Source organism: Thalassobacillus cyri (assembly GCF_900107755.1).
GTDB classification, from domain to species: domain Bacteria; phylum Bacillota; class Bacilli; order Bacillales; family Halobacillaceae; genus Thalassobacillus; species Thalassobacillus cyri.
In genome coordinates this window covers 93,069-120,029 of sequence record NZ_FNQR01000003.1, presented here as the reverse complement: position 1 = coordinate 120,029, position 26,961 = coordinate 93,069, and the positions used below count along the sequence as shown (strand labels likewise).

28 protein-coding genes and 1 pseudogene are annotated in these 26,961 nt (G+C 43.1%); 19 read left to right on the top strand and 10 right to left on the bottom strand.

Annotated features, from left to right (window positions below; translation table 11 throughout):
- The first annotated feature begins 9 nt into the window (after nucleotides 1-9).
- Genes hypE through BLV00_RS04715 form a run of 7 tightly spaced genes read left to right on the top strand, consistent with a single transcriptional unit; the run spans nucleotide 10 to nucleotide 5,095 of the window.
- Nucleotides 10-1,011 (top strand): hydrogenase expression/formation protein HypE, encoded by a 1,002-nt coding sequence (gene hypE / locus BLV00_RS04745; protein WP_093042959.1) that lies wholly within the window; start codon nucleotides 10-12, stop codon nucleotides 1,009-1,011.
- 22 nt (nucleotides 1,012-1,033) lie between these two features.
- Nucleotides 1,034-1,288, top strand: a complete 255-nt coding sequence (locus BLV00_RS04740) for a hypothetical protein (RefSeq protein WP_093042957.1) — start codon at nucleotides 1,034-1,036, stop codon at nucleotides 1,286-1,288.
- Between the two features lie 48 nt (nucleotides 1,289-1,336).
- On the top strand, nucleotides 1,337-1,834 hold the full coding sequence (locus BLV00_RS22310) for a cytochrome b5 domain-containing protein (protein ID WP_245728824.1): 498 nt from the start codon (nucleotides 1,337-1,339) through the stop codon (nucleotides 1,832-1,834).
- The gene (locus BLV00_RS04730; RefSeq protein ID WP_218131884.1) at nucleotides 1,831-2,727 is read left to right on the top strand and encodes a hydrogenase small subunit; all 897 of its coding nucleotides are present in this window, start codon (nucleotides 1,831-1,833) and stop codon (nucleotides 2,725-2,727) included. The genes BLV00_RS22310 and BLV00_RS04730 overlap by 4 nt, the downstream gene beginning before the upstream one ends.
- A gap of 5 nt (nucleotides 2,728-2,732) precedes the next feature.
- Entirely contained in the window at nucleotides 2,733-4,142 is a 1,410-nt protein-coding gene (locus tag BLV00_RS04725; protein WP_093042953.1) for a nickel-dependent hydrogenase large subunit, read from the top strand.
- Nucleotides 4,142-4,588 carry a hydrogenase maturation protease gene (locus BLV00_RS04720; protein ID WP_176791323.1) on the top strand — a complete coding sequence of 149 codons (447 nt, stop codon included), beginning with the start codon at nucleotides 4,142-4,144 and terminating at the stop codon, nucleotides 4,586-4,588. The genes BLV00_RS04725 and BLV00_RS04720 overlap by 1 nt, the downstream gene beginning before the upstream one ends.
- 57 nt (nucleotides 4,589-4,645) lie before the next feature.
- Nucleotides 4,646-5,095, top strand: coding sequence for a ferritin-like domain-containing protein (locus tag BLV00_RS04715; RefSeq protein WP_093042949.1), 450 nt, complete (start codon nucleotides 4,646-4,648; stop codon nucleotides 5,093-5,095).
- Nucleotides 5,096-5,215: 120 nt separating this feature from the next.
- Here BLV00_RS04715 and BLV00_RS04710 read toward each other — a convergent pair whose 3' ends face one another.
- Complete coding sequence (locus BLV00_RS04710; RefSeq protein ID WP_093042947.1) at nucleotides 5,216-5,884, bottom strand: peroxiredoxin; 669 nt, start codon at nucleotides 5,882-5,884, stop codon at nucleotides 5,216-5,218.
- 227 nt (nucleotides 5,885-6,111) lie between these two features.
- On the opposite strand from BLV00_RS04710, the gene BLV00_RS04705 reads away from it, so the two are divergent.
- Nucleotides 6,112-6,312, top strand: a complete 201-nt coding sequence (locus tag BLV00_RS04705; protein ID WP_093042945.1) for a YwbE family protein — start codon at nucleotides 6,112-6,114, stop codon at nucleotides 6,310-6,312.
- A gap of 784 nt (nucleotides 6,313-7,096) precedes the next feature.
- Here BLV00_RS04705 and BLV00_RS04700 read toward each other — a convergent pair.
- Together BLV00_RS04700 and BLV00_RS04695 are read right to left on the bottom strand one after the other, a co-directional pair.
- Complete coding sequence (locus BLV00_RS04700; protein WP_093042943.1) at nucleotides 7,097-7,330, bottom strand: hypothetical protein; 234 nt, start codon at nucleotides 7,328-7,330, stop codon at nucleotides 7,097-7,099.
- A 64-nt stretch (nucleotides 7,331-7,394) separates the two neighbouring features.
- Entirely contained in the window at nucleotides 7,395-8,033 is a 639-nt protein-coding gene (locus tag BLV00_RS04695; protein WP_093042941.1) for a hypothetical protein, read from the bottom strand.
- 130 nt (nucleotides 8,034-8,163) lie between these two features.
- On the opposite strand from BLV00_RS04695, the gene BLV00_RS04690 reads away from it, so the two are divergent.
- Complete coding sequence (locus tag BLV00_RS04690) at nucleotides 8,164-8,682, top strand: GNAT family N-acetyltransferase (RefSeq protein WP_093042939.1); 519 nt, start codon at nucleotides 8,164-8,166, stop codon at nucleotides 8,680-8,682.
- A gap of 42 nt (nucleotides 8,683-8,724) precedes the next feature.
- On the opposite strand, the gene BLV00_RS04685 is transcribed toward BLV00_RS04690, so the two are convergent.
- Nucleotides 8,725-9,639 carry a ketopantoate reductase family protein gene (locus tag BLV00_RS04685; protein ID WP_093042937.1) on the bottom strand — a complete coding sequence of 305 codons (915 nt, stop codon included), beginning with the start codon at nucleotides 9,637-9,639 and terminating at the stop codon, nucleotides 8,725-8,727.
- 187 nt (nucleotides 9,640-9,826) lie between these two features.
- Between BLV00_RS04685 and BLV00_RS04680 the strand changes: the two genes are divergently transcribed.
- The gene (locus BLV00_RS04680) at nucleotides 9,827-11,476 is read left to right on the top strand and encodes an L-lactate permease (protein WP_093042935.1); all 1,650 of its coding nucleotides are present in this window, start codon (nucleotides 9,827-9,829) and stop codon (nucleotides 11,474-11,476) included.
- Between the two features lie 171 nt (nucleotides 11,477-11,647).
- Here the strand turns inward: BLV00_RS04680 and BLV00_RS04675 are convergent, their stop codons facing one another.
- The 5 genes from BLV00_RS04675 to BLV00_RS04655 form a co-directional block, all read right to left on the bottom strand.
- Nucleotides 11,648-12,826, bottom strand: a complete 1,179-nt coding sequence (locus BLV00_RS04675) for a D-alanyl-D-alanine carboxypeptidase family protein (protein ID WP_176791322.1) — start codon at nucleotides 12,824-12,826, stop codon at nucleotides 11,648-11,650.
- Between the two features lie 256 nt (nucleotides 12,827-13,082).
- Nucleotides 13,083-14,030: a D-alanyl-D-alanine carboxypeptidase family protein gene (locus tag BLV00_RS04670; protein WP_093042931.1), complete on the bottom strand. Its 948-nt coding sequence runs from the start codon at nucleotides 14,028-14,030 to the stop codon at nucleotides 13,083-13,085.
- 305 nt (nucleotides 14,031-14,335) lie between these two features.
- Entirely contained in the window at nucleotides 14,336-14,641 is a 306-nt protein-coding gene (locus BLV00_RS04665; RefSeq protein WP_093042929.1) for a hypothetical protein, read from the bottom strand.
- A 163-nt stretch (nucleotides 14,642-14,804) separates the two neighbouring features.
- A complete protein-coding gene (mreBH, locus tag BLV00_RS04660; RefSeq protein WP_093042927.1) occupies nucleotides 14,805-15,812 on the bottom strand; it encodes a rod-share determining protein MreBH in 1,008 nt (335 codons plus the stop codon).
- Between the two features lie 147 nt (nucleotides 15,813-15,959).
- Nucleotides 15,960-16,091, bottom strand: coding sequence for a YflJ family protein (locus tag BLV00_RS04655; RefSeq protein ID WP_084315755.1), 132 nt, complete (start codon nucleotides 16,089-16,091; stop codon nucleotides 15,960-15,962).
- Nucleotides 16,092-16,270: 179 nt separating this feature from the next.
- Here BLV00_RS04655 and BLV00_RS04650 point away from each other — a divergent pair, with 179 nt between their 5' ends.
- From BLV00_RS04650 to BLV00_RS04610, 9 genes and pseudogenes are all read left to right on the top strand, one after another.
- Nucleotides 16,271-17,017 (top strand): YkgJ family cysteine cluster protein, encoded by a 747-nt coding sequence (locus BLV00_RS04650; protein WP_093042925.1) that lies wholly within the window; start codon nucleotides 16,271-16,273, stop codon nucleotides 17,015-17,017.
- On the top strand, nucleotides 17,004-17,642 hold the full coding sequence (locus BLV00_RS04645) for an MOSC domain-containing protein (protein ID WP_245728822.1): 639 nt from the start codon (nucleotides 17,004-17,006) through the stop codon (nucleotides 17,640-17,642). Before BLV00_RS04650 ends, BLV00_RS04645 begins: the two co-directional genes overlap by 14 nt.
- A gap of 256 nt (nucleotides 17,643-17,898) precedes the next feature.
- Nucleotides 17,899-18,747 carry a CAP domain-containing protein gene (locus BLV00_RS04640; RefSeq protein ID WP_093042921.1) on the top strand — a complete coding sequence of 283 codons (849 nt, stop codon included), beginning with the start codon at nucleotides 17,899-17,901 and terminating at the stop codon, nucleotides 18,745-18,747.
- A gap of 764 nt (nucleotides 18,748-19,511) precedes the next feature.
- Nucleotides 19,512-19,883 carry a DnaJ family domain-containing protein gene (locus BLV00_RS04635; protein WP_093042919.1) on the top strand — a complete coding sequence of 124 codons (372 nt, stop codon included), beginning with the start codon at nucleotides 19,512-19,514 and terminating at the stop codon, nucleotides 19,881-19,883.
- 121 nt (nucleotides 19,884-20,004) lie between these two features.
- The gene (locus BLV00_RS04630) at nucleotides 20,005-20,727 is read left to right on the top strand and encodes an ABC transporter ATP-binding protein (RefSeq protein WP_093042917.1); all 723 of its coding nucleotides are present in this window, start codon (nucleotides 20,005-20,007) and stop codon (nucleotides 20,725-20,727) included.
- A complete protein-coding gene (locus BLV00_RS04625; RefSeq protein WP_093042916.1) occupies nucleotides 20,724-21,746 on the top strand; it encodes an ABC transporter permease in 1,023 nt (340 codons plus the stop codon). Before BLV00_RS04630 ends, BLV00_RS04625 begins: the two co-directional genes overlap by 4 nt.
- 30 nt (nucleotides 21,747-21,776) lie before the next feature.
- Nucleotides 21,777-22,445 (top strand): TetR/AcrR family transcriptional regulator, encoded by a 669-nt coding sequence (locus BLV00_RS04620; RefSeq protein ID WP_093042914.1) that lies wholly within the window; start codon nucleotides 21,777-21,779, stop codon nucleotides 22,443-22,445.
- A 22-nt stretch (nucleotides 22,446-22,467) separates the two neighbouring features.
- The gene (locus BLV00_RS04615) at nucleotides 22,468-23,133 is read left to right on the top strand and encodes an SOS response-associated peptidase (RefSeq protein ID WP_093042911.1); all 666 of its coding nucleotides are present in this window, start codon (nucleotides 22,468-22,470) and stop codon (nucleotides 23,131-23,133) included.
- A gap of 192 nt (nucleotides 23,134-23,325) precedes the next feature.
- Nucleotides 23,326-25,523: pseudogene (locus BLV00_RS04610) on the top strand (sensor domain-containing protein).
- A 51-nt stretch (nucleotides 25,524-25,574) separates the two neighbouring features.
- On the opposite strand, the gene BLV00_RS04600 reads toward BLV00_RS04610, so the two are convergent.
- Nucleotides 25,575-26,945, bottom strand: coding sequence for an alanine/glycine:cation symporter family protein (locus BLV00_RS04600; protein ID WP_093042905.1), 1,371 nt, complete (start codon nucleotides 26,943-26,945; stop codon nucleotides 25,575-25,577).
- Nucleotides 26,946-26,961: the final 16 nt, after the last annotated feature.

Below are 26,961 nucleotides of genomic sequence, written 5' to 3'. Positions count from 1 at the left end.
GCGGTTAGGATGAAGAAAATTTTATTGTCCCACGGAGATGGTGGGAGCCAGACGCATCAGTTGATAAGTGAAGTTTTTCAAGCTGCATTCGGTGATGCTGAATTGGAACAGGAACATGATGCGGCAGTTCTGCCATTTCAGAGCGGGGATCTGGTGGTCAGCACGGATTCATTTGTCATCAATCCGGTAGAATTCCCAGGCGGGGATATCGGGAAGCTTGCAGTGACCGGTACAATCAATGATCTGGCTGTCAGTGGTGCCCGGCCTGCTTACATGTCTGTTGGGTTTATATTAGAAGAAGGACTGGAAATGAAGCTTTTAAAGAAAATTGTCCAGTCGTTTGCTGCGACAGCAAAGGAAGCAGGAATCCGGATTGTAACAGGTGATACCAAGGTAGTGGAAAGAGGTAAGTGCGACCAGCTGTATATTAATACCACAGGCATCGGGTATCGTGAGCAGGGCGTCCAACTAGCTTATCATCATATTCAGCCAGGAGATCGAGTAATTATAAATGGAGGGATAGGCGAGCATGCCGCAGCCGTATTAGGGGAACGGATGGGAATTCCTTTTACAGCTCCGATTACGAGTGACTGCCAGCTGCTTCATGCGGTGATAAAAAAGATTACGGAGGAATTTAAAACGGTACGTTTCATGCGTGATCCGACGAGAGGAGGAATTGCAACAACCTTAAAAGAAATCGCCTTGAAAACAACCTTGAATATTGTACTTGAAGAAGAACGGATACCGGTCAAGCCAGAGGTGAGGGGCACCCTGGAATTGATGGGGCTGGATGCAGCCTACATGGCGAATGAGGGAAAAGTGCTGTTGATTGCAGGTCCGCAAGAAGCGGAAGCACTTGTCCAATTTTTGCAGGATATCCCGGGTCATGAAATGGCTGCAGCGATAGGGGAAGTGACAGAGGGCAGTGGTCAGTTGCTATTGAAAACCGAGTTTGGAGGTACACGCGTATTAGATATGTTGTCCGGAGAACCCTTGCCCCGGATTTGTTAACACAAGGAGAAGGAGTGGTTGGATGTGCCAGGGAAAATTGAACCGTCAGGAGGCGCAGCTGGCATTCAGACAGCTGCAGGAATCGATTGCAAACGTTCATACGTATATTGGCTGCTGGAAACAGCTTGTGGCAGATAAAGAGGGGACAAAGTGCCGTCTGGATTTTGAAGAAACGGAACGTTCCACCGAGCAATTGATCGGCCAGCTGCGGCAAATCGAACTGAACTACCTTTCCGGAGGTCAGACGGAGAAGGAAGTTACCATAACGGAATATTGACAGGGCAAGACAGCATGAACCTCATCTTTGGAAAGGAAGGTGCCCTGAATGGCAGATATGGTAACGATACAAAGGCAGATGGACTTGACGTTTGCTGAAATCAACTATTTGATTCGCTTAATGTATGCAACAGAGGATGAACATACGAAAAACCTTACATTGAATCAGATGTGGAATAAGATTGCCCACCTGCAATTCTTGAACCAGCTGCTTGTTGCGGCGAGTTTCCAACAGGGGCAAGCAGCCATACCATTACAAAACTCTCCACAAACCATGCTTCCCGATTCTACAAACGCTCCTACTGCCAATAACCAAATGGAGTTCACTCGTGAACAGCTGGCTCAATTCACTGGTATGAATGGTCAGCCTGCCTATGTGGCGGTAAATGGCGTCGTTTATGATGTTACCAATAATGCCGCCTGGTCGGTTGCTACTCATTTCGGTTTGTCAGCAGGCAGGGATTTGACTCAGGAATTCGCTTCCTGCCACACCGGCCAGCAATGGATTCTCGACACACTTGTACCGGTAGGGAGGCTGATAGCGTGAGTGAGCATCCTGTATTGCCCCCAGAGTCTACAGATAACGAATCAGTGGCAGCAAGATTGGCAAGGGAAGCGAAACGGCAAGTGGCCCAAGGCAATTTGAAAAAAAAGAAATTAGTCTATCTGGAGCTGAACGGCTGTTCTGGCAATATCATCTCTCTTCTGAACGGATCGAATCCGGATTTCGAATATATGATTACCTCGATGGTGGATCTCTTGTACAGCAACAGTCTGATGGCAGCCGAAGGAGAACAGGCGGTGCAGCGGCTGTTTGATCTTGCCGCTGGTGATGAAGAATTTATCCTGGCTGTCGAGGGGGCTGTGGCTTTAAAGAATAACGGCATGTATCATCTGGTCGGAAAAATTGGGGATAGACCTGTTACGGGGCTTGAAATGGCTGAACTGCTTGGAAAAAAGGCGACTCATGTCATCTCTGTCGGCGCGTGTTCTGTCGATGGCGGGCCTTCTGCTGCACGTCCGAACCTTTCACAGTCGGTTGGACTGCAAGGAGTGCTGGATCGGCATATTATCAAGCTGCCAGGCTGTCCGGTCAATCCAGACTGGTTTCTTGGGACACTTGCTCACCTGTTAATGTTCGGGGAACCGAAGCTTGATGATATGAACAGACCGCTGATGTTTTACAGCACACTTATCCATGACCGCTGTCCAAGAAGGCCATTTTTTGACCAGGGAATTTTTGCAGAAAAGTTGGGGGAGCCATATTGTTTGTTCAAGGTCGGATGCCGTGGTCCGGTGACACGTACGGATTGCCCTACCAGGAAGTGGAACGATCATGTCAACTGGCCAATCGGAGCCAGCACCTGCATCGGCTGTGCGCAATTCGGATTTCCGGACCGGATGGCCCCATTCATTTCGTATGACACAACAAAGGAGTAATTCGTATGGCACGAAAAATCATCATCAACCCAGTGACCAGAATTAGCGGATTTTTGGAACTGGATGTCACGGTAGAAAATGGAGTAGTAAGCGAAGCACGAACGAAAGGTATGATGTTCCGTGGTTTTGAACAAATGATGAAAGGGAGGAAACCGTTTGACGCCATCTATTTGACCCAGCGGATTTGCGGGATTTGTTCGACTGCCCATTCGGTAGGCTCATCCCTTGCTTTGGAAGATGCGTTGAATGTGACCATGGAGGAGCAGGGACGCTATTTGAGAGACATCATCCACGGCTGTGAATTTTTACAGAATCATATCCGCCACTTCTACCAGTACTCCGTTCCAGACTACGTAAAAATGCCTCCCGAACATCCACTTTTCACTTCTTACGAAGGAACGGCAAGGCTGCCGGAACGAGAAAATGCTGCCATCGTGGAACACTATTTTGAATCGCTTGCCATCAGCCGGCTCGCCCATCAACTGTTAGCGCTATTTGGCGGGAAAGCCCCGCATAATCATGGGGTTTATGTAGGCGGCTACACGACGCCTGCGACCGCAGTGAAAATCATTGAAGCCAAGTCGATGCTGCAGAAAATAAGAAACTTCATCGTTGATAAGATGATTCCCGATACGTATACCATCAGCCGCTATTATCCAGAGTTATTCCAGATGGGAAAAGGACCGGGAAACCTCATGTCTTGTGGCGCTTTCAACGGGTATGAGGCGCTCGGCACTTTGTACACAGAACCCCTTGTTTTTAATGGCAAGACAAATGAAACTTCCCGTTTTAATGCGGATTTGATTATGGAGAATATCAATTATTCCTGGTATCAAGGGAAAAAGACATATAAGCCATTTGAAACAATGCCGGAACCCGACATGGAAAAAGAAGACGCTTATACCTGGGTCAAGGCCCCCCGCTATGACGGGATGGCGGTAGAGGTGGGCCCTTTGGCAAGGCTATGGTTGAGCGGTGATTACCGCAATGGTATATCCGCCATGGACCGGACAATAGCCAGATCACTGGAAGCAGGGAAGGTTGTTGGTATTATATCGACGTTACTCGATCAAGTCGTCCCTGATTACATGGTCCAGAAAGAGTGGGAGCTCCCTTCATCGGCTCAGGGAGCCGGCTTAGTGGAAACCACTCGTGGCACCTTGGGTCATTGGATGAAAATAGAAGATGGAGTGATTTCCTTTTATCAAATCATTACACCATCTGCCTGGGATTATTCTGCTTCGGACGAGAATAGCCTGGGGACTGCTGAGCAGGCTGTTATGGGTACAACTATCACTGATCCGGAACAGCCGGTAGAGCTTGGACGGATACTCCGCTCCTTTGACCCCTGTATGTCATGCGCCACCCATGTCTCAAGTCCCGGTCAAGAAACGAAAACGATCCAGGTGTTTTAATGAAAATAGTAGTGCTTGGAATCGGAAATATATTAATGAGGGACGATGGAATAGGTGTATATGTGGTGGAAAGTTTAAAAGGATTGGGACAGCTGGATGTCACGTATATTATCGGGGAGACAGACCTGGATTATTGTCTCGACGCGGCTGAGGGCTCCTCATTTCTGTTTGTGATTGACGCTATTACGACCGGAAAACCACCAGGGACGATCAGCCGGTTTGAACTGAGGCAAATGCCGGTAATGGAGTTAGGAATATCCGCTCATAACCTTCATCTTTTCCATATGCTTCATGACAGCAAAGTTAAAGGGCAATTGATCGGCATCGAGGCTGCCACCATTGATTTTCACTTGGGATTAAGCGATATATTGGAGCGGAAGTTTTTGAAGATAGTAGAGCATGTGAGGCGGACCATGGAAGACGAGATTGAAATATTAGGAAAATAGTGTGAACAGTCACCATATAGATAAGATGGAGAGGGAAATATAGGGAGGGGGTTTTATATGTATTATCCATATTATTATCCGTATTATCAGCCGATGAACCGGCAGAATCAACAGCAGTTGATCAGTAACATCGCGCATGCAATCAATGGGGAATACAGTGCGGTTGAATGCTACGCTAAGTTAATTGAATTAGCACCTACCAATGAAGAAAAACGCCAAATCAGGGAAATCCGCCGGGATGAAGAAAAACATCTGAGGCAGTTCAGTCGCATATACAGGAGTCTAACAGGGAGACAACCGGATCCACAGCAAATCGAAGAATGCCCGACGAACTATCGTAAGGGCCTGGAATTCTCGTTTAAAGACGAACAGGAAACTGCTGATTTTTATCAGGATATCGCCGAGCAATCCACTGATCCTTTCATTCAGCAAACGTTCCGCCGTGCTTCTGCAGACGAACAAAACCATGCTGTCTGGTTCTTATATTTTATGACAAAAAGACGCTAGAAAAGGAGTTGAAAGTTGGTGAACGCCTATACTGGCTGATGAGATGCCTAATTAATTACCTTAAGTATATAAGAGTTGCCTCAAAAAATGCCGACCCAGCTGGATCGGCATTTTACTGTTTTACAAATCTTTTTTACATAGATACCAGTCGACGCACTCCATTCCTTTGTCGGCTTCCCGCTCTTTGGCACCTTTCGTGGTGGTGGAAGGAGGAACGATAACTTTGTCACCTTCCTGCCAGTTGGCAGGAGTAGCATACCCATATTTATCCGTTGTCTGTAAAGCTTTTACAGCACGTACGATTTCATCCATGTTTCGGCCAGTAGAAAGTGGATAGTAGATGATCGAGCGGACTTTACCTTTATCGTCAATGATGAAGACAGCTCGGGAGGTTTCAGTCGAGCTTTCGTCCGGCATGATCATGCCATATTTCTGAGCGACGTCTTTATTCAAGTCTGCTATGACTGGAAATTCGATTTCCACATTAAAGTTCTTTTCTATGTTCCGGATCCAGGCGATGTGTGAATGGACACTGTCGATACTAAGACCGAGCAATTCTGTATCCATCTCACGTAATTTCGGATAAATCTCCTGAAACGCTACAAATTCTGTTGTACAAACAGGAGTGAAATCAGCAGGATGAGAAAAAAGTACAAGCCATTTTCCTTCGTAATCCTTTAAACGTAATGTTCCGTGGGTAGTAGTAGCTTCAAATTCAGGGGCTTTTGAGTTGATTCTGGGTAGGGACCATACTTCTTTTTCTTCCTGGTTTGCATGCAGGTCACTCATGATCACAACATCCTTTCCTGAAAATTAAGTAGATTACCTAATAAATTTTCCCTCCTTTTTTTGCTCATAAACACTCCAGAATTAAAATGAGTAAACATGCATAGGGTTATGCTTGTATATGGTAAAATTATCAATCTATACTCCTGGTCGTATATTTAGCTTGCAGGAATGAGAAATTAGCGTCAGAATGAAAGAAGTAAATTTGTTATGGAAGGTATGTGAAAGCAATGAGCAAAAGCGGTCAAAACCGTAAAGATATCCAGCCAGGAGCAGAAGTGGCTATCGTTTTGAAGCAGGATCAACGGACTGGAAAACTTACCAGAGGGTTAGTCAAGGACATTCTTACCAAGTCAGCTCAGCACCCCCATGGGATTAAAGTGCGTTTGGAGGATGGCCAGGTTGGTAGAGTGAAGGAAGTTTTTGAATAGCACAGGAAATGAAGCTCAAGCTCTATCAGGCAGCTTGAGCCTTTATTTTTGTTCTTTATAAAAAACGAAAAGTCTTTATTATCTCATTTTAAAACTTTAAAATAAAAGGTTAGTTCTTTAAAGGGAACGAGGAGGAGATCTTAATTTGCTGCGTCTATGAAATGGTATTTATATAGCCCACGTCCAAGGATAGTATGTTGCATTTGAAAATAGTAGGAAATAATCGCTGTGAAATTTACATAAACAGTGCTTACAAAATCGGTCTGTTTGATTACATAAAAGAAAAATTAATCTGTTTGAACAGCTACAAACAACCATGTACCAGAATTAGAATACATCGAAGACTCGGTATTTTTCCGGGCACTTAACGGGAAGATGATCGATGTAAAAATATGAAACCATTGGAAAAAGCGGCCCCGACCTTAGTCAGACCCGCTTTGTAGTTTAAACGTTTGGAAATGCTTTTTATGTTGCACACTTTTTTGTTGTGTGTGTCTATTTGCCGCGGTTATAATTCCGTTTGGTAGTTTTCTAACTTAGACGACGCAAGCCCTACCTCTCTTGCATCCTTACGGCTCCGAAGCCGATCCAGTGTGAATAAGTGTTTCAAAAACTTAGCACAGAATGCCAGTTTAGTTTCGTCAAAAGTTCGATCATACTACACTCTCGACGTATCTATACATTTCTACGTTCCATTCGCTATATAGCTACAAACGACAATATTACAGGATATCCAGCATCATGTCAACAAATAGTTTTTGAAAATCAAACTCCAAACAAGCGGCTACTTATAGTCTTTCTTATATTTTTCTTCTGAACCTGAATCTTTCTTTGTTTTATCTTTTTTCTTTTCTTCCTTCATTTCTTTATTTAAGTCATCCATCGGAATTGGATCAGTCAGCTGCTCATCTTTATGCTTGTCCAACAAGCTTTCATTGTCAGACTCAATTTGTTCAGGCTGATTCCTTCTTGCCATACCTTTTGGCTGGCGGTCCTTTTTTTCTTGATTTTCAGCCATTTTCAGTCACCTCATTCATCAGCGTTATATGTGGTATATTCCTCATACAAGGAAACCCTAAACCTTATCTATTTTTCAATTTCTTTACAAAGTGTTGCACCGATTTTGTGTGATATAGCACATCAAACGCAGTACTGATGATGATACCGTGCAGAATAACGCCGAGTATGGTCAGAATCACTACGATAGTTTGACCGATTCCTGTCGATGGTTCAAATGCCGTCCTGCCGAAAAAAGTAATGGCGGTAAGGGCACCAATCATAGCTTCGGCATAGCTTTCTACACCTGATTCGAATTGGTAAAGCGGGATAATGGCGAGAAAGAGGATAACTGCTGTAGCCCCAGCGACAAAACCTAAATGCTGGCGTTTCAAATATTGGATGAATGGCATCGTGTAAAATTTGGTGATTGATTTAAGTCTTAGTAAATGAAGAATTCTTGCAAACCGGGCAAACTGGAAAACGGCATCCAGGGGGATTGCCGCAATCAACAGGAAGGGGTGCTTTTTAATAAACTGCCACTTGCTTTCACTTATATATAAACGGTAGAGAAAATCGAGGAAAAAAATTACCCATGTCGTCCACACGATTATACTGTTATAATCAGTTTCTTTCCAAATGGTGGCCACTGAAACTGTAGCAAGAAGCAGCATGAAGATTTCATATATCGTTTGTGTTTTAGTTCGGTCAGTGAAAAAAAACATGGCGTCCATCCTTAAGATTTTTACTAATATTTATCTGAATTATGCTAAGATTATAGAAACATAGATTTGCTGGTAAAAACATACTTTATACCAGTTTATCACATCTCATAATTAAAAAAGGGGAAGAGAAATGACGGACATCATATTGGCGGGAGAGCATCAGGCGGAAGAAGTCTTAAATCTTTACCAGGCTTGTGCAGAGGTGCTGGCAGCACAAGCGATTTCTCAATGGGATCAAAATTATCCAGGCAGGGATTTTATTACACGGGCAATAAAGAATAAGGAACTGCATGTAATGATGGAGGATAATAGTATTATCGGAGCGGTAATATTGAATGAAGAGGAGACGCTTGAGTGGGAAGCAATCGAATGGCGGGATGTAATTGGCAAGCCGTTAGTTTTGCATGGTCTCTGTATTTCCCCGACCCATCAGGGGAAAGGATACGGACGCCAGTTGGTGGATTGGTGTGACAAGTATGCAAAAGAACAAGATTACACAAGCATCCGCCTGGACACTTTCGATGGGAATCCTGTCTCCAACCAGCTATATCTCCATAATGATTTTCAATTGCGAGGATTTGTAGAGTTTACTCACCGGCCTATTGATGCACAACGATATAATTGCTATGAAAAGTGGATTACGATTTGAAGTAAGCAAAAAAACAGCCCTGAAAAATGGGCTGTTTTTATATCAAGCATTTTCGAATGGTTTAATGATTCCGTAAATCGATTCAATATAAGGAAGTTTCAGATCTACAGCTTCCCCTAGTCGAAGCGCTCCACCATGTAAATGTTCCACTTCCAGAGTCAGACCTTTACGGCGATCCTGGTGCATAGAAGAAGTAGCTTCACCATCTAAATTATTAATGCTCTCAAACGCCTTGTCTACGTGTTTATCGGTTAATTCGATACCATGACTATTCGCCAGCTGTTTCATCTCTTCTAAAATCTTCCGTGCGATGTGATGGGTTTCTGGATGCTTGCGAATCTCACCAATTGGCAGATTGGTTGCTGTTGTAATTCCTGAAAAAGCTGTGATGAACATATACTTTTTCCATAATTCTTTTAAAATATCAGTGCTTAACCTTCCATCAAAATTAGCTTGATCACAGGCTAGGCCTAATTCATCAACCAGCTCCTGTTGGGACTGGTGGAGGGCGCCGAATACGAGGTCATGTACCTTGGCTGAATGGACGACATGGCCTTGTTCATCCAATGTGGCAATGATGAAGGATAGTCCCCCGATTACCGTTTCTTCGCCAAGTTCTTTTTGTAATGTAGGGATGTGTTCAACACCATTGAGAACCGGAAGGACTTTCGCTCCTTTTGAGGTCAGTGTCTTCAAGTCTTCCATTGTACCTGGAAGATGGTACCCTTTTACCGATAAAAAGACGAGGTCTACATCTTCCGCTTCGTCTGCCTCGCGGATAATAGCAGGATTCTCCATTTTATAATCGCCATAAGGGCTATGTATATGGATGCCATTCACCTGAATCTGCTTTGCCCGTCGTTCGCGAACCAAAAATGTAACTTCATGTCCTGCTTCTTGCCAGCGTCCTCCGAAATATGCGCCTAAGGCTCCTGCGCCGATAACAACAATCTTCATTTTTCCACCTCCAAATCATATAATCTTATCTTAGCATGTAGCTGATCATTTATCATTGCAGACCTATTGAGAGAGGATTATGTGAAATTGTGAACAAACTGTCATGGTCTTCACAGAACCTTCGTAATTGGAAGCGTTTGCTGTTTTTTATAATAAAGGTATCTTAGATAGAAAAGGTGTGGGGATCATGACATTTCTAGAAATAATAACAGCGTTGATGCCTGTCTTAGCGGTATTTGTATTACTTATCATAATCCGCTTCCCTGCCTCGACGGCAATGCCTGTCAGTTTTTTAATTGTAGCGGTTTTAGCAGTGATGGTATGGAAAGTTCCCATTGTCCAGGTAGCTGCAGCTTCCATGGAAGGGATCATTATCGCAGTGTCTATTTTATGGATTGTATTTGGTGCGATATTGCTGTTGAATACACTTACAAACAGTGGAGCGTTAGATACGATACGAAATGGGTTTTCGGGCATAACTGCTGATCGTCGTGTGCAATTGATTATTATCGCTTGGTTATTCGGTTCGTTTATTGAAGGGGCTGCCGGTTTCGGTACACCTGCAGCAATCGGGGCACCGTTATTGGTTGCATTAGGCTTTCCTCCGCTGGCGGCTGTGTCTCTGGCCTTGATTGCTGATAGCAGTGCTGTGTCGTTCGGTGCTGTCGGAACTCCTTTGATTGTCGGAGTAGACCAAGGGTTGAGGGAGGGGGCTATGGTTGCGCCTCAAGTACAGGCAGCCATGGGAAAACAATCGATGGGTGAATATTTACAGGAAATTGCTCAAACGACTGTTATGATCGATTTGTTTATAGGAAGCTTTATCCCACTAATCCTTGTCGTGATGCTGACAAAGTTTTTTGGCCAAAACAAATCTGCGCGTGATGGTTTGAAAATATGGAAATTCGCTTTATTTGCGGGGGGGAGTTTTACGGTACCAGCATTTTTAGTAGCAACCCTGTTGGGGCCGGAATTCCCTTCGATCATCGGTGGCCTGGCAGGCCTCGCCATTGTTATTCCTGCTGCCAAAAAGGGTTTTTTGCTGCCGGAAGAGCCATGGTATTTCGGACCGGATGATGCCGGCCTTAAAAGTGGTGATGCAGATGCTGTAAAACACATGCCATTAGTAAAGGCCTGGGTACCTTATATACTGGTTGCCATATTCCTGGTTTTGACTCGATTGAATGCTCTTCCATTAAAGAGTTGGCTGACTTCCGTAAAAGTGGGTTGGTCGAACATTCTTGGTACAGAAATCAGTACATCCTTTGAACCGTTATATTTGCCGGGGAGTATTTTTTTAATCGTAGTAAGCATCACGATTTTTTATCACAAAATGAGCAGGCAAGCGATCAAAGAAACCTTCTTCCATTCAGCGAAATCGATGGCAGGGAGTGTAATCGCGTTGGGAGCAGCCGTTCCGATGGTAAGAGTGTTTATCAACTCAGGATTGAATAATGCTGAATTGATGAGTATGCCAATGGAACTAGCTGAAATGGTCGCAAATATGGTAGGGGGAGCCTGGCCGTTGGCAGCACCATTGATTGGTGCATTAGGTTCTTTCATTTCTGGAAGTGCAACCTTCAGTAATATGATGTTTTCTTTATTCCAATTCAGTGTCGCTGATCAAATCGGGATAGACGGTCACATGGTAGTCGCACTGCAGGTGCTCGGATCGAATGCGGGAAATATGGTCTGTGTATTGAATGTAGTAGCAGCCGCTTCCGTCGTCAATAAAAGCGGGGAAGAAGGAACGATTATTCGGATGACGCTGGTGCCGATGTTGCTTTATGTTGTAATGGCCGGGGCGCTTGGAATGCTGTTCATTTATCTTATATGAACTTAAGGTGCCAGGACTCGTTATATCAGAGTTACTGGCACCTTGATTATTGCGGGGCCTTAATAGTGGAACCGATAGGAAGAGTACCGGGGTGGTAATTGAGGATCCTTCTTTAACATAATTAAAGCTGGCTGACCGAGAATAGAGATCGGTCCACCAGCTTGATATGCATCACTTGATTATATCAGCATAATGTTTTGAAACATATCCGCTGCTGATTTGATACATATTGTTCGTTTCGCCAAGCAATTTTTCTTTTTCTCCTTCATAAAACACTCCTACTCGTGATGAGGCATTGAAATCTGGTGTAGCATGAATCCAAACATTACCTTTAGATTCTACGTAAGAGGTTTGACTATCGGATTCCGAACTTCCGGGAATGGTAATCGTCGAGCCGATGACCAGGTAACGTGGGGAAATTCCAGGATTGGCATCGATCAATTCTTGCGTTGTTACGTCATGGTAGGATGCAGCAATACCACTGAACGTATCTCCTGGTTGAATGGTATAGCTCTTGCTTGGATTTGTTGGAGCGGTTGTGCTGCCGGGAAGTTGGATGGTTGCACCAATCTGCAGGTATCTAGGTTCGATAGACGGATTCAAGCCCATCAGTCTATCGATCGAGGTGTCATGTTCAAGAGCAATTTTATATAAGGTATCACCGGGTTTGATCCTATAAGCAGTAGAGGAATCTGAGTCCTGACTGGTAGATAAATAGGTTTCCAGAGTCATATTTTGACCCATGATTTCACGGGCGTGATCTATCCCCACATACCGTAAGTGCCACGGTTCATAGCTATACCCAGTTACATGTTCTTTCCCTTGGGGATAACGGACAATGAAGCCGTAAGATGCGGCATTTTGTTCAATCCATTGGCCGGCACGGGTGTCTCCGAATGCCTTCACTAATTCAAAGTTTACAGCTGAACTTGTTACGTCCATAACTAAACCTGTCTGGTGTTCACTTTCGCCAGCTTTCGCACTGATCCGGTTAGCTTCTTCCTCCCCATATTGATTCACCCAGTACTGGTGCAAGTCTTCCTGATAATCATAAGAGCGATAACCGGAAGCGGCATATAGTTGAATTCCATCTTGTTTAGCGGCATAGAACATATTTTCTAAAGCATCAGCGGCATACGACCGCATCCGTTCTCTATCACCGGAATAGGCAACGTCAGGATAAACAAGATTACCAGGTACATAGCTTTCCGATAAGGAGTGGCTTTTATTGACGAGTAAAATATCACCTTTATCGTGTGCTTTAACTGTAGCAGGCCAAGCCGCGAATGCGCTGATGGTTAATATCATTAAAACATTTATTATTCTTGCAGACTGTTCACGGATATTCAAAAAAATCATCCTCCTTATAGTTGTTAAAATCCAACACAACAACAAGGAAGTTCCAGCTAGAACACGCAATAAAATAACTGATTAATGATACCCCTCCTTAAGTGGCCTTCAGTAATCATTATGTAATAACCGTAACATAAATGAAATGTAAGGTAAAATATGGAAAGTCACCAAGCAGGAAAGGATAATGGATATTAACCCTTCTATATAAATAGAAAATGCCAAGCCTCAGGTAAATAGGGCTCGGCATGTAGCGTTATGGAATATTAATGGCGGCATCGATAGGAAGCTGGTTTGGGTCGACATGATCATTTACGTCCATCAATAGTCCAGGAGTGACACCTGAATATTTGGCTGCCACCTCTGAAATGGTATCGCCTTTTTCTACTATATGGATCTCTTGACCTGGTAATTGAATTTCAGAACCTACAGGAAGGGAACGAGTATTTATTTTAGGATTTAAAGCCAGGACATATTCGACGGTGGTTCCGTTGTTTTTCGCAATACTGTAAACTGTATCTCCAGCCTGTACCGTGTAGGTATTTGGCATGCTATCCATATCATGCGAAAGGTAAGTTTCCAAGGTGATATTAAAATTTGTGATAGTCTTAGAGTGGTCTTTTCCAACATATCTTAGGTGCCAGGGTTCATAATCGTACCCTGTGACCGGCTCTTTATTTTCCTGATACCGGATGATGAAGCCATATTCTGCGGCATACATTTCAATCCATTGACCAGCCGCTGTGTCACCAAATGATTGTTTAAGCTTGAAGTCAACATCCTCACTAGTTATATCCATCGTCAAACCTGTCTGATGCTCACTTTCGCCAGGCTTGGCACTGATACGGTTTGCCTGCTCTTCACCATATTGACTCACCCAAAATTGGAAGAGGTTCTTCTGATATTCATAGGAACGATATCCAGAAGCAGCATACAACTGTACGCCATCCTTTTCAGCAGCTTTGAACATGGATTCTAAAGCTGTGGCTGCTTTGGGTTGCAGTCGTTCTTCCTCTCCGGAAAAAGCTACATCAGGGGTTACGAGCTCATTAGGTACGTAATCTGCTGAAAGAGAATGTTGTTTGTTGGCAAGCATTATATCGTTCTTATCATGAGCTGAGGATGTTGCAGGCCATGTTAAGAACAAGGGGAAAATAAAAGCTGCCAATAGATAGACGATTTTTTTAGTTGGCATAATAGGCATGAATGTTCCTCCTTCTATGTAATATCTATAAGATTATCATTCAGAGGAAATGTTAAGAATACATTTAGGGAAATACAGTCAAAATAAGCCCATCTTCACAAAATGGGATAGGGGCAGAGGGAACATTATAATGCAAAAAAAGGAAAACTTCCTATCACACTATGAGAAAGGTGCAGGGAATAAATGAGGGCAGGGTACAGATGGTCATCCTCCATAAAATGATGTTCAGTAAATGATCTCCATTATTAAAAAAATGCCTTAAAGAAGGCTTATTCCAGTAATTTGGAATAAGCCTTCTTTAACGGTTATTTTGCACTATTCATCGCTTTTGAAGGGATGGAAGCGTCAATGACCAATACGATCGCTGTAATGGTATGCATCAACCAGCCGATCCCCGGGATGATGCCGACAACGCTGGTGATCAGGCCCAGTACACTTCCGGCGCTGAAGCGGCTGTCTTTAACGGAAAAGATAAGGGTAATCAAGTGAAGGACAAACATGAACATCAATGGCTGCCATCCGGAGCCGAGGATGAATAATCCACCGGCGATAGGGATGGCCAGCAGACCTTCTAATATACCTGTTACCCATTTTAAGGTTGTTGATATCATAGCGATTCACTCCTAATCTATATGAAAACTATTAGTAGTTCTATTTTATCAGTTTACCTGTTCAACAGGACATATAAACTATTTTTCAAAAAAAAGCAGAGCAACATCATCGTTGCTCTGTTTTAACGGATTGTATGCTTATTAATAGAGAAATTCCTGGGGCTTACTTAGCTGCTTTTTGTAGTTTTTGAATCATCTTGATGGAACGTCCTGTTCCGATGGCTACTGATTCTAGTGGGTTAGGAGCCAGATGGACAGGAACGACGATTACCTCAGAAAGCCATTCCTGCATGCCTTTCAGCAAGGAGCCGCCGCCGGTAAGGATGACACCGTGGTCGACGATATCTCCGCTCAGTTCAGGCGGGCAGTCTTCCAAAGTGGCTCGAATTGTTTCCAGGATTTGCTCGAGGGATTCGCGCAAAGCTCCTTGTACTTCTTTAGATCCTAGTTCGATTGTTTTTGGCAATCCGGTGACCATGTCTCGGCCGCGGACTTCCATTTTTTCTTCATTATGGTCAACCAGTGCGTGTCCGATCTCCATTTTGATTTGTTCAGCTGTGCGTTCTCCGATAAGAATGTTGTATTCTTTACGGACATACTGGATAATTTCTTCATCCATTTTATCTCCGCCAGTGCGAATTGAACGACAGGAAACAACTCCGCCGAATGAAATGATGGCCACTTCACTCGTTCCGCCACCAATATCAACGATGACGTTTGCAACCGGTTCTTCAACCGGAAGGTCTGCACCGATGGCAGCAGCAATCGGTTCTTCGATCAAGTGGACGTTTTTCGCACCATAACTTTTAACTGCATTGTGGATGGCGCGGCGTTCGACTGAGGTGGAGCCAGATGGTGTACAGACGACCACAGTAGGTTTACGCATGGAAGCACCTGCTTCTTTACTTGCCTTTTTCAATAATTCTTTCAATAATTGTGCCGTCATATCGTAGTCAGCAATTACGCCATCCTTTAGTGGGCGGACAGGGATGACATTTTTTGGTGTTTTACCGACCATTTCCTTTGCTTCTTTACCGACAGCGACGACTTCTTTCGTATCTGTGTTATAAGCTACGACAGAAGGTTCGTTCAAGATGATACCTTTGGACTTCGAATAAATCAATATATTGGCAGTTCCTAAATCAATTCCGATCTCAGCAGTTGCAAACATGTAAGACGTACCTCCAATGATGACAGATTTCTTCTAATATTAATTCGACATAATTTTATCAATTACGGGGGTGGATGATAGGAAATCTATCAAAAGTTTTGTTATGAAAAAAAGGACAGGGAGCAAGCCCCCTGTCCTAGTATAAACTTAATCTTCTTTTTCGGCTAATAGGTTTGCAAGAATGTGCTTTTTATACTTTTCTACTTTTCTTCCTTGAATCGTATTTACACCATGTTCTTTCAATTTTTCAACGTACCAGCCTTTGCTTCCTACGTGCATCCCTATCATCCTTTCTGCTTATTTTTCATGTGCTTCGAATGCGTGTGCCATTGTAACATCTCAAAAAAAAGAACGAAAGAGGAACAAGGGAATTCTTCATATATTTCAATAGGTAGTCTAATAAGTACAGCTAGATGTATAATGAAAGAAATCGATTGTTTTAGAAAAGGAGTATCTCCATGACGGAATATTTAAAACACCAAGAAATACTCGATAAGTGCGAGCGGCTGAATAAAAATTACGAGGTCGATCCCGTATTTTTCGATAACATCATAGATGAATTGCTGGATAGTGAGATGGACACGCAATCCGTTATCCTGAACGGTTTCAAACGCCTTTTAAGTGAAGTCGATCATGAAATAGAACGGATGGAAGACTATGCCGGTATGAAGGCAAGCTGTTTCAAGGGTTGTGCATTTTGTTGCTATTTCCCGATCATCGTTACAAAAATGGAAGCGAAAATGATGCTGAAGGAAATCGAGCAGTTTCCAGAAGAGCGGAAAGAAAAAATCTATCAGCACTGGAACTCCTATTTTGATGACCATGCAGGGAAGTTGGATACAGCTTTGAATATGGATCTACAGGCAGACGAGACAAAGTTAAATTATAAACGTTTGGACTTGCCTTGCCCTATGCTGGATCCGGAAACAAAAACGTGTATGGCTTATGAAATCCGTCCGATTCCTTGCCGTACCTACCTGAACTATGCTAATCCCAAAGTCTGTGCGGAGAATCATATGCCTGACGAACCGTTCAGCTATGAATTTTTATATGAATACTATATGGGCGCTTTAAACGAAATCATGCAGGCTTTATATGAAAATGGAGAAGAGCTGTTCGTCGATTATCCAAGTGATGTATGGAGTTATGATTATTTGCCTGCCTGGATTAAGCGAAGGAGTGAGGTGGAGAGTGACGCATTTTAATGTAGAAGCGATCAGTGTTGGGAAACCTGTCAATTTAGAGACAGAAAAGGGTCCTTTGAAAACAGCGATCCAAAAACAGAGAGTTGAGGAACCAATTCGGTTAAGTAAACTTAACTTCACGGGGGACTACCAAGCGGATCAAAAACACCATGGCGGTCCTGACAAAGCCGTATGCCTGTATCCTGCTCAGCACTACCGCCATTGGGAAGAGGAGTACCAACGGGAATTCCCTTACCCATCATTTGGAGAAAATTTAACGGTCAATGGAGTGGACGAACGGGAAATAGCTATAGGAGATCGATTCATTTTAGGCGAAACGGAACTCGAAGTAACTGAGCCCAGGAAGCCCTGTTATATCATTGCCAGGAAACATGGGCTCGTAGATTTTCCAGTGAAAATGATCGAAAAAGGACTGTCAGGTTTTTACTTACGTGTGATTAAGGAAGGAACTGTTTCCCCAAAAGACAAGTTGATACTAAAACAAAAGGATCCCCGTCAAGTAACCATAGACGATGTGAATGAGGTTTTTTTCCACGATAAAGATAATAAAGCGAAGGTTTTACGAATATTAGAAGTCCCTGCCTTAGCTGCAGGTGTAAAAGCCTCTTTACAGCAAAAAATGTAACATAATAGTAATATACCGTAACAAAAAAGTGCCGTTTTGACGCCTGTCAACGGCTTTTTTTATGAAAAATCTAGCAACCTATTTGATTTTTTCCAGCTTATTTTCTGTATAATCTAGTTCATTTTCCTTATTTGATAGGTTTTATGAATTGATAGCGCTTTCTTTGTTAGTCAATGGAAAACCTTGGTGCCTATGTTACAGAAAAGCGATGCTATGATGATATTGTACAAAAAACACCAAAGGAGAGGATTAACGCATGTTTAAGAAAGTAAGTACTGCATTCGTATTATCAACAGCATTGCTTCTAGGTGGTGCTTTTACAGCAGACGCACACGCTGGAGGCGAGCAACAAGCACCTTCTATTAAAGCATTCTATAAAATACAATCCTATGGAGGTTCTTTCTCCCAGGATGATGTAAATAAATGGCTGCAAGATATTCTTAAAAACTATAATGTACAGGGGAACCAAGTAGAAACTCCACAGCAAGAACAGTCTAAAGAACAACCTAAGCAGAAGCAGCCGAAAAAAGATAAGCCAGCTAAAAAAGATAAGCAAAAAGAAAAAGAGCAAGCACCTGCTCCTGCTCCGGAGAAAAATGAAGCGCCAGAACAACCTGCTGAAGAACAGCCAGCTCCAGAGCAACAGCAAGCACCAGCTCCACAGCCTGCTCCAGAGCAAACACAACAAGCGCCAGCTGAACAACCAGCTGCTGAGCAGAACAGCCAGTTGAATCAATTCGAACAGCAAGTAGTAGAATTGACTAACCAAGAGCGCCAAAAGCAAGGTCTTGCACCGCTTAAAGCTGACGCAGAACTAAGCAAGGTAGCACGTGATAAGTCACAGGATATGGCTTCTAATGGATATTTCTCTCATAACAGCCCAAATTACGGTTCTCCATTTGATATGATGAAATCTTATGGCATCGATTACCGTACAGCTGGGGAAAACATTGCTAAAGGACAACGCAGCCCGCAGGAAGTTGTCAATGCGTGGATGAACAGTGAAGGACACCGTAAGAACATCATGAACCCTAACTTCACTCACATCGGCGTAGGCTATGTTGAGAATGGCAATGTATGGACCCAAATGTTCATCGGAAAATAATAAAGCAAGCAAAGAGTCTGGCCAACGCCAGGCTCTTTTTCGATTTTCGTTTTCTTTTTTATGAGAGTCTTATTCAACTATAGGACGGTAAAGTTGAAAACTTGATTTCGGGATAATATTGGAGTTTAGGGGCCCCGGGAAACGGTTCGCTTTCCCTTAGTCTCCTCAGGCTTCGCCTGCGGGGCCTCACCTATCACTCAACTCCCACAGGACTTGAATTGTCATCCTTGATAAACACCGCACGAAGAAATGCGTAGCATTTCGAGGAGTCTCACCGTTTCCCTACGCCCTTTGCCATAACAATTTCTTTGGAATCGAGCATGCGTACTACTTTGTTGAATGATAGAAATAAAGCTTCCCCCCAACATAGAGGCTTTTTGAGCTGATCCCTGTTTAATTTGAGAGAAGGTTTCGTTACTCCATTCATGGTAATGGGGTCTTGGAAATGGCGAGACTCCTCGAAAATGTATCCACATTTTCTTCGTGCGTGGGTTAAGTCAGGATGACAATTCAATGTCCTGCGGGAAAGGATAGACTGGCAAGACCCCGCAGAGCTTTAGCTGGAGGAGGCTTGCCGTCTTCCCCGCGGATAGCGAGTTATTTTCAAGACCCTATTTACTCCAAGTAAAAGTCACGAAACCAATGTTCAACAAAAGGGAGCTTAACTGTAAAATCAACACTGGATTGCATGATTAAAATCAAGGGCAGAAATTCATGCTATACTATATACAAAGATTTCCTTATTATAAAAAGGAGGAAATAGTATGGACTTCACCTCGATTGTAGAAGAGAAAATCAAGCAATCAATCCGTAATGGTGACTTTGACAATTTGCCTGGTAAAGGAAAGCCATTGCCAAAGGACGACATGGGTCATATGCCAGCCGATCTCAGAAACAGTTATAAAATTTTAAAAAACGCCAACATGATACCAGAAGAGATGCAGCTGAAGAAAGAGATAGTCTCCTTAGAAGAATTGATTGCCTGCTGTCGTAATTCCGAAGAAAAAGAAACGTATAAAAAGCGGCTAAGTGAAAAGCAGCTTCGTTTCCAAGTGATGATGGAAAAGAGAAAACTTAAAAGCTCCGGCACATTTCGTCGTTACGGAAGGCAAATCAACAAGAGGATGGGCTTTTAGGTCTGTCTCTTTTTTTATTGAATGTAAAATGAGTGAGTGCTCACTTTACATATTATTTAAATAAACTATACTAAAAGTGAGTAATCACTCATTTATAGTAATATAGAAAGGGAGTGCTTTTATGGAAACGGTAATCGAGTTGGATTATATCGCTCATTCTTTTGGAAGCGAATCAGTTATCAAGGCGATAGATATGACAGTTGATAAGGGTGAAATATTTGGTTTGCTTGGCCCTTCCGGGGCGGGAAAGACAACCCTGGTAAAAATCATCGTAGGTATTTTGAAGCCATCCGAAGGAAGTGCCAGTGTCCTTGGTACTCCCATGCCTTCCCTGGAAAAAATGAAGAACATAGGTTTCATGGCTCAGTCTGATGCTTTATACTCCGAACTTTCGGGGAGAGAGAATTTAGATTTTTTCGCTTCTATATATGGTCTTTCCAAATCAGAACGTAAAGAGAAAATTCAAGAGGTTTTGGAAGTAGTCGATCTGACATCTGAGATCGATAAGCCGGTAGAAAAGTTTTCAGGGGGAATGAAAAGGAGGTTGTCGCTAGCCGCTTCTATCCTCCACCAGCCTGAAGTGTTAATACTGGATGAACCTACGGTTGGTATAGATCCTGTGCTCCGTCAATCGATATGGAAGGAGCTGAAAATCTTGAAAGAGAAAGGAACGACAATTATATTGACCACTCACGTAATGGATGAAGCGGATAAATGTGATCGTCTGGCTTTAATACGTGAAGGGTATATAATCGCACAAGGCACCCCGCAGTCATTGAAGCAAGGTATAGGCGCCAACACTATTGAGGAAGCTTTTCTTCATTATGGGAGTGCTGTCCAATGAGGACAGCGGCAATTATCAAACGAATTTTACGTCAACTTCGGAGAGATAAAAGAAGTCTGGCCCTTATGATTGTTGCTCCGTTATTCATTTTGACTTTGATGAGGCTTGTATTAGATGGAGATAGTTATGTACCGGAAATTGCGGTGGTCGACCTGCCATCGCCGATGGTTGATGCGTTGGAAGAGCAGGAGGCAGAGGTACACCATATGTCTGAACAAGAAGCACATGAAGAACTCCGAAATGAAGAATTAGATGCGATGATTACATGGGATGGATCAAAATCAGAGGTATTGCTTGAAGGAAGCGACCCCACTGCCAATGGCGCCGTTCAGCAAGTTCTGCAACAGGCTATGAAGGAAAAGACAGCTCAACCTGCCCCGGAGCCTGAATTGAAATTTCTTCACGGTTCTGAAGAGCTGAATTTATTTGATAATACTGGTCCGGTGCTGATAGGGTTTTTTGTCTTTTTCTTCGTGTTTATTGTGGGTGGTATTTCATTCCTGCGTGAGCGTACGCAGGGTACATTGGAACGTTTATTGTCAACTCCTCTAAAAAGGTGGGAAATCGTTTTAGGCTATTTAGGCGGTTTTGGATTTTTTACTATTATCCAGTCAATCATTATTGCGGCCTTTTCCATCTATGTATTGAATATGTACATGAGTGGTGCATTCTGGCATGTCATGCTGATCACTTTCTTGTTAGCGGTGGCAGCTTTAAGTCTTGGAACACTGCTGTCAGCTTACGCAAATAATGAATTTCAGATGATGCAATTCATCCCACTCGTTATTGTGCCTCAGGTGTTCTTTTCAGGGATTTTCAATTTAGAAACGATGGAACCATGGCTGAGGGCAATTGGAAAAGTGATGCCTTTGACTTATGGTGGTGAAGCACTGAGAGATATCATGATACGTGGAAAAGGGTTCGCTGTATTTTCAGATGAGGTCTATATCCTCATCGCTTTCTCTATTCTCTTCATAGCCCTGAATATATTGGCATTGAAGCGTCATCGAACGCTATAATGATAGGTAACAAGAGGGGGGCGGACAGCGATGGATGAAAAAAACTACTTGAATCAGTTAATAGAAGCGGGCGAAAAAGAAGATGAGCTGACCCCGAAACAAGCGAGGATACTGGAAGCTGCTATTGAGATTTTTGCAGAAAAAGGCTATGCTTCTACGTCAACGAGTGAAATAGCAAAAAAAGCTGGTGTAGCTGAAGGGACGATTTTCCGTCATTTCAAAACCAAGAAAGAACTGCTTTTTTCAATAGTGACCCCGGTAATCACAAAATTTGCGGTCCCATTCTTTGCAACACATTTTGTCAATCAAGTATTCAATGAAAAAACTCCTGATTACGAACAGCTGTTGCGAAAATTAATTATGAACCGCTTTGAATTTGTAAAGAATAATATACCATTACTGAAAATACTTCTTCAGGAAATGGCCTTCCATACAGAAATCCAGCAATCCTATCAGGAAGTATTCCGACGTGAAGTATTCCCGAAGTTCGACGAAGCGGTCAAATATTATCAGGAGAATGGCAAGCTGATTGCCTATCCATCAGAGACTATCATCAGGTTTACCATGACTACGATCATTGGCTTTTTAATCACAAGGTTTATTGTTATGCCTGATGTGAATTGGAATGATGAGGAGGAAATAGATCGCACGATCCACTTTTTGATGTATGGGTTATCGACAGAAAAAAGTGAAAGTTAATCAAAGGAAGGAGACTGTGTAAATGTGCGGACGTTATACATTGTTAGCAGAAGAAGTGGAAATTCTGAAGGAGTTTGGGCTTGATCACAAAATACCGAATTATGAACCCAGGTATAATATCGCACCTGGCCAGAAAGTGCTTGCCATTATCCATGATGGCAAGGAAAAAAGGGCAGGCTTCCTGAAATGGGGATTGGTGCCATTCTGGGCGAAGGATCCGAAAATCGGCTATAAGGTGATCAATGCACGTAGCGAGACAGCACATGAAAAGCCCAGCTTCAAGCAGCTTATGGCTAAAAGGCGATGCTTGATCGTGGCGGACAGTTTTTATGAATGGCAACGTACCGACGAGGGGAAGCAGGCAAAGCGGATTTCCCCGAAGGATAGGAAATTGTTTGCCTTTGCTGGCTTATGGGATAAGTGGGGAAAAGATGAAGAGGATATGTTCACGTGCACTATTTTAACAAAGGAAGCAAACGAATTTATGTCACCGATTCATGACCGGATGCCGGTTATCCTGCCGCATGAAAAACAAGAAGAATGGATCGAGCCGGTAAAATGGGGGGCAGATGAGGCTGCCGGTTTTATCAGTCAGCTTAAGACAGATGAGCTGGATGCCTACGATGTCAGCGATATTGTCAACTCCCCAAAGAACGATGATCCCGAATGTATCAAACCGATTGCCTGATATGGAAAAACATCCAGCATCACATAGTCATAAAATCACCTTTTTCATAGTTGAGAAGAAAATTATTATAGGTTATAGGACTGTATAAAAGCTTACTCCTAAGTGGTAGTAGGCTTTTTTTAATGGGTACATTCGTTTATACTTAAGGAAAGATTGTCGAATCATAACGAATATTGGGTAAAGGTGGATACCATGAACATTTTGAACTTGGATACTTCGAATGATCGTACAAAATTTAAGCGTTTGCTTGAAAGTTTAAACTATCACATCAAGGATGAGCAGGTACGAGAAACGATCGATGAATTAGAAGCGCTGGTACATGGGTACCTGAACAAGTACCATGATCTTAAATATGCAATGGAACAAGCCCTGACTATCACAGTTACTGACATAAAAGGAAGAATCATTTATGCGGATGATCAGTTTTGCTCCCTTACCCAATACAATCGAAGAGAACTAATAGGGAACACCCATCGACTATTAAAATCTAAACAGCATCCTCCTGCTTTTTATAAAGAATTATGGTCTGAAATATTACAAGGTAATGTGTGGAATGGGAATATATGCAACCGGAAAAAATCAGGGGAGATTTTTTGGGTGAAAACTACGATTGTTCCCTTGCTGACAGCAGAGGGGAGGCCTTATTCCTTCATTGCTTTTCGCTCAGATATAACGGATGCCAAGCAAATGGAAGCGAGCTTGGCTGATCAGGTGGAAAATGATTTTCAACGTACCGTAGAAGCTTTGATGAACATGGTATTTAAGGTGCAGCATCATCAAAATGATTATTATCATTTTACGATGTATGAAGGAAAGCTGGCCAGGGATTTAGGACTGACTACTTCTTATGTGAAAGGTAAAAAGCTGGAAGAAATTTTTGATCCTGTCAAGGCTGCTTACCTGAAAGACAAATACAATCAGGCATTTGCTGGTGAACATATTACATATAAACATAAGCTGAAGAATCGTTATCTTTATTCGACGCTTGCACCAATCCGCCAGAATGGGGAAGTAGTAGAGATAATTGGTTCTTCCGTGGATATTACCGTGCACGCGGAAGCAGAGTTAAGAGTCAGGCATATGGCCTATCACGATCCATTGACCGATTTGCCTAACAGGAGAAAAGTACAAGAGGATTTAGAAGTTAAGATTTTTCATGCGGAAAAGCAGGAGACGCCGCTTGCCATTTTCTTATGTGATTTGGATCGCTTTAAATATGTTAATGATGCTCTTGGACATACGGCAGGGGATGAGGTCATCCAGTTGATGGGTGCTCGTATCAAGGAAGCCATCAAAGGAAAAGGAGAACTGTACCGCCTTGGGGGAGATGAGTTTCTTGTCATCTCAGAACAGGTGACATCGAAAAAAATCGCACGTGAGCTCGGCGAGGCGATTTTAGACCAGGTCAGCAAACCTATCCTTATGATGGGGAAAAAATTCTTCATAACAACCAGTATCGGGATTGCACAGTACTCCGGGAGAGGTATGACTGCAGGTAAATTGATTGGGAATGCTGATATCGCCATGCATTATTGTAAATTGAGTGGACGCCAGAGTTTACTTTTTTATACTGCTTCTATGAATGCATATTATAATGAACTGGTTTCTTTGGAAGGGGATTTACGTGAGGCTATCAGTAAAAAAGAATTAATGCTGTATTACCAGCCTAAAATAGATGTCCGCTCGGGGGTGATCAGCGGGATGGAAGCTTTGGTCCGATGGAATCATCCTCAAAGAGGTTTTATTTCCCCAGGGAAATTCATCCCTATTGCCGAAGAGACCGGGCTGATTGTCCAGTTGGGAGAGTGGGTACTGTATGAAGCTTGCCGCCAGAATCAAGAGTGGATAGAAAAGGGATATGCACCGGAGCGCGTAGCCATCAATGTGTCAGCAGAAGAAATCCAGCGTCATGAATTTGCTGGTCGTGTCCAAAAAGTATTAGAGAAGACGGGTATGCCAGCTGAATTTTTGGAAATTGAAATCACTGAAAATAGTATCATGCAGAATACAGAAGCATGCATCAGGACGATGCAGGAGCTGAGAAGGCTGGGAATCGCACTGTCATTGATGATTTTGGAACAGGGTACTCTTCTTTGGGTTATTTGCGTAAATTTCCGATCAACTACTTGAAAATCGACCAATCTTTTATCAAGGATATCGGTACAGATCCAAGTGATGCGGAAATTGTAAAGGCTATGATTCAACTGGGTCACACGTTTAAACTCGAAGTAGTAGGAGAAGGTGTAGAAAAACCTGCTATACTTGGGTTTCTTGAGCAGAATGGATGCGATCATTACCAAGGGTATCATTTCAGTAAGCCGCTCCCGCCAGCTGAATTTGAAAGCTTATTGACAAAAAGAAACCATTATATCTATCACAAGACCAAATAAAGCAACGCCAGGCTGGCATTGCTTTATTTTAAGCATAAAATTTTGCTTTGATTAGGAATAGGAAGATTGTTTCTCTTGCCGCTTTTCTTCCTTAGCGACTTTCATGAAACGCTTGGTTTCGGCTGCTACTACCCCGGAAAGAAGCAGGAGACCGATTAAGTTAGGGAACGCCATCAATCCGTTCATAATATCTGCAAATGTCCAAACAATACCCAACTCTTGTACGGCACCGACGAAAACGAATAAAACGAATGCAATTTTATAAAGCGGCAGTGCGCGGTCCTTCGTCAAGAATCCGAAGCATTTTTCACCATAATAAGACCAGCCGACAATGGTAGAAAAGGCGAAGAAAACAAGACCGAGTGATACGATATAACCGCCAAAATCACCTAAGAAAATGGAGAAGGAAGCAGTAGTCAAATCAGCTCCATCCAAATCGCCATTGCCATATTGGCCGGCCATGACGATGGTCAAACCAGTCATTGTACAAACAATGATTGTATCGATCAAAACCTGGGTCATGGATACTAAAGCCTGACGTCCAGGGTAGTCGGTTTTTGCTGCAGCGGCAGCAATCGGGGCGGAACCTAGACCCGCTTCGTTCGAGAACACGCCTCGAGCGACACCGAAACGGATAGCTGTACCTAATAACCCGCCTCCTACGGCACTTCCCGTGAATGCGTCATTGAATATAGTCCCAAATGCAGCGGGAACAAGTTGAAAATTAGTGATGATAATAATAAGTGCCCCAATGACATAAAATATCGCCATGATCGGTACAAAGAATGCGGTTACTTTACCAATGCTTTTGATTCCACCAAGTAGTACCAGGGCAGCCAGTATTGTAAGAATCAACCCGGTAATCCACGTAGGGACGGAGAAAGTTGATTGGAGAGCATCAGAAACGGAATTGGACTGTACCATGTTTCCAATACCGAATGCAGCGATAGCACCAAAGATAGCAAATAGTATACCGAGTGTTTTACCAAGCCCTTTCATTTTCAGGCCACGGTCTAAGTAATACATCGGGCCGCCAGACATGTTTCCGTATTTATCGGTGGTACGATATTTGACCGCCAATACTGCCTCTGCATATTTAGTCGCCATCCCAAAAATGGCTGTAATCCACATCCAGAACACGGCACCAGGACCGCCGAGTACGACTGCAGTCGCAACTCCCGCGATGTTACCGGTTCCAATAGTTGCCGCCATGGCTGTGGTCAAGGCTTGATAGTGGGAAATATCCCCTTTCGAATTCTTGTCCTGTTTCCCCGGACTGAATGCGAGCTTCAACGCATAGGGAAGTGCTGAGAACTGTAAGAATCCAAGCCGAAGTGTCAGGTAGATACCTGTACCGACAAGTAAAATCAATAGCACAGGACCCCACACAATGCCGGAGATGTTACTTAAGACATCTTGCATGATGATTACCCCCTTT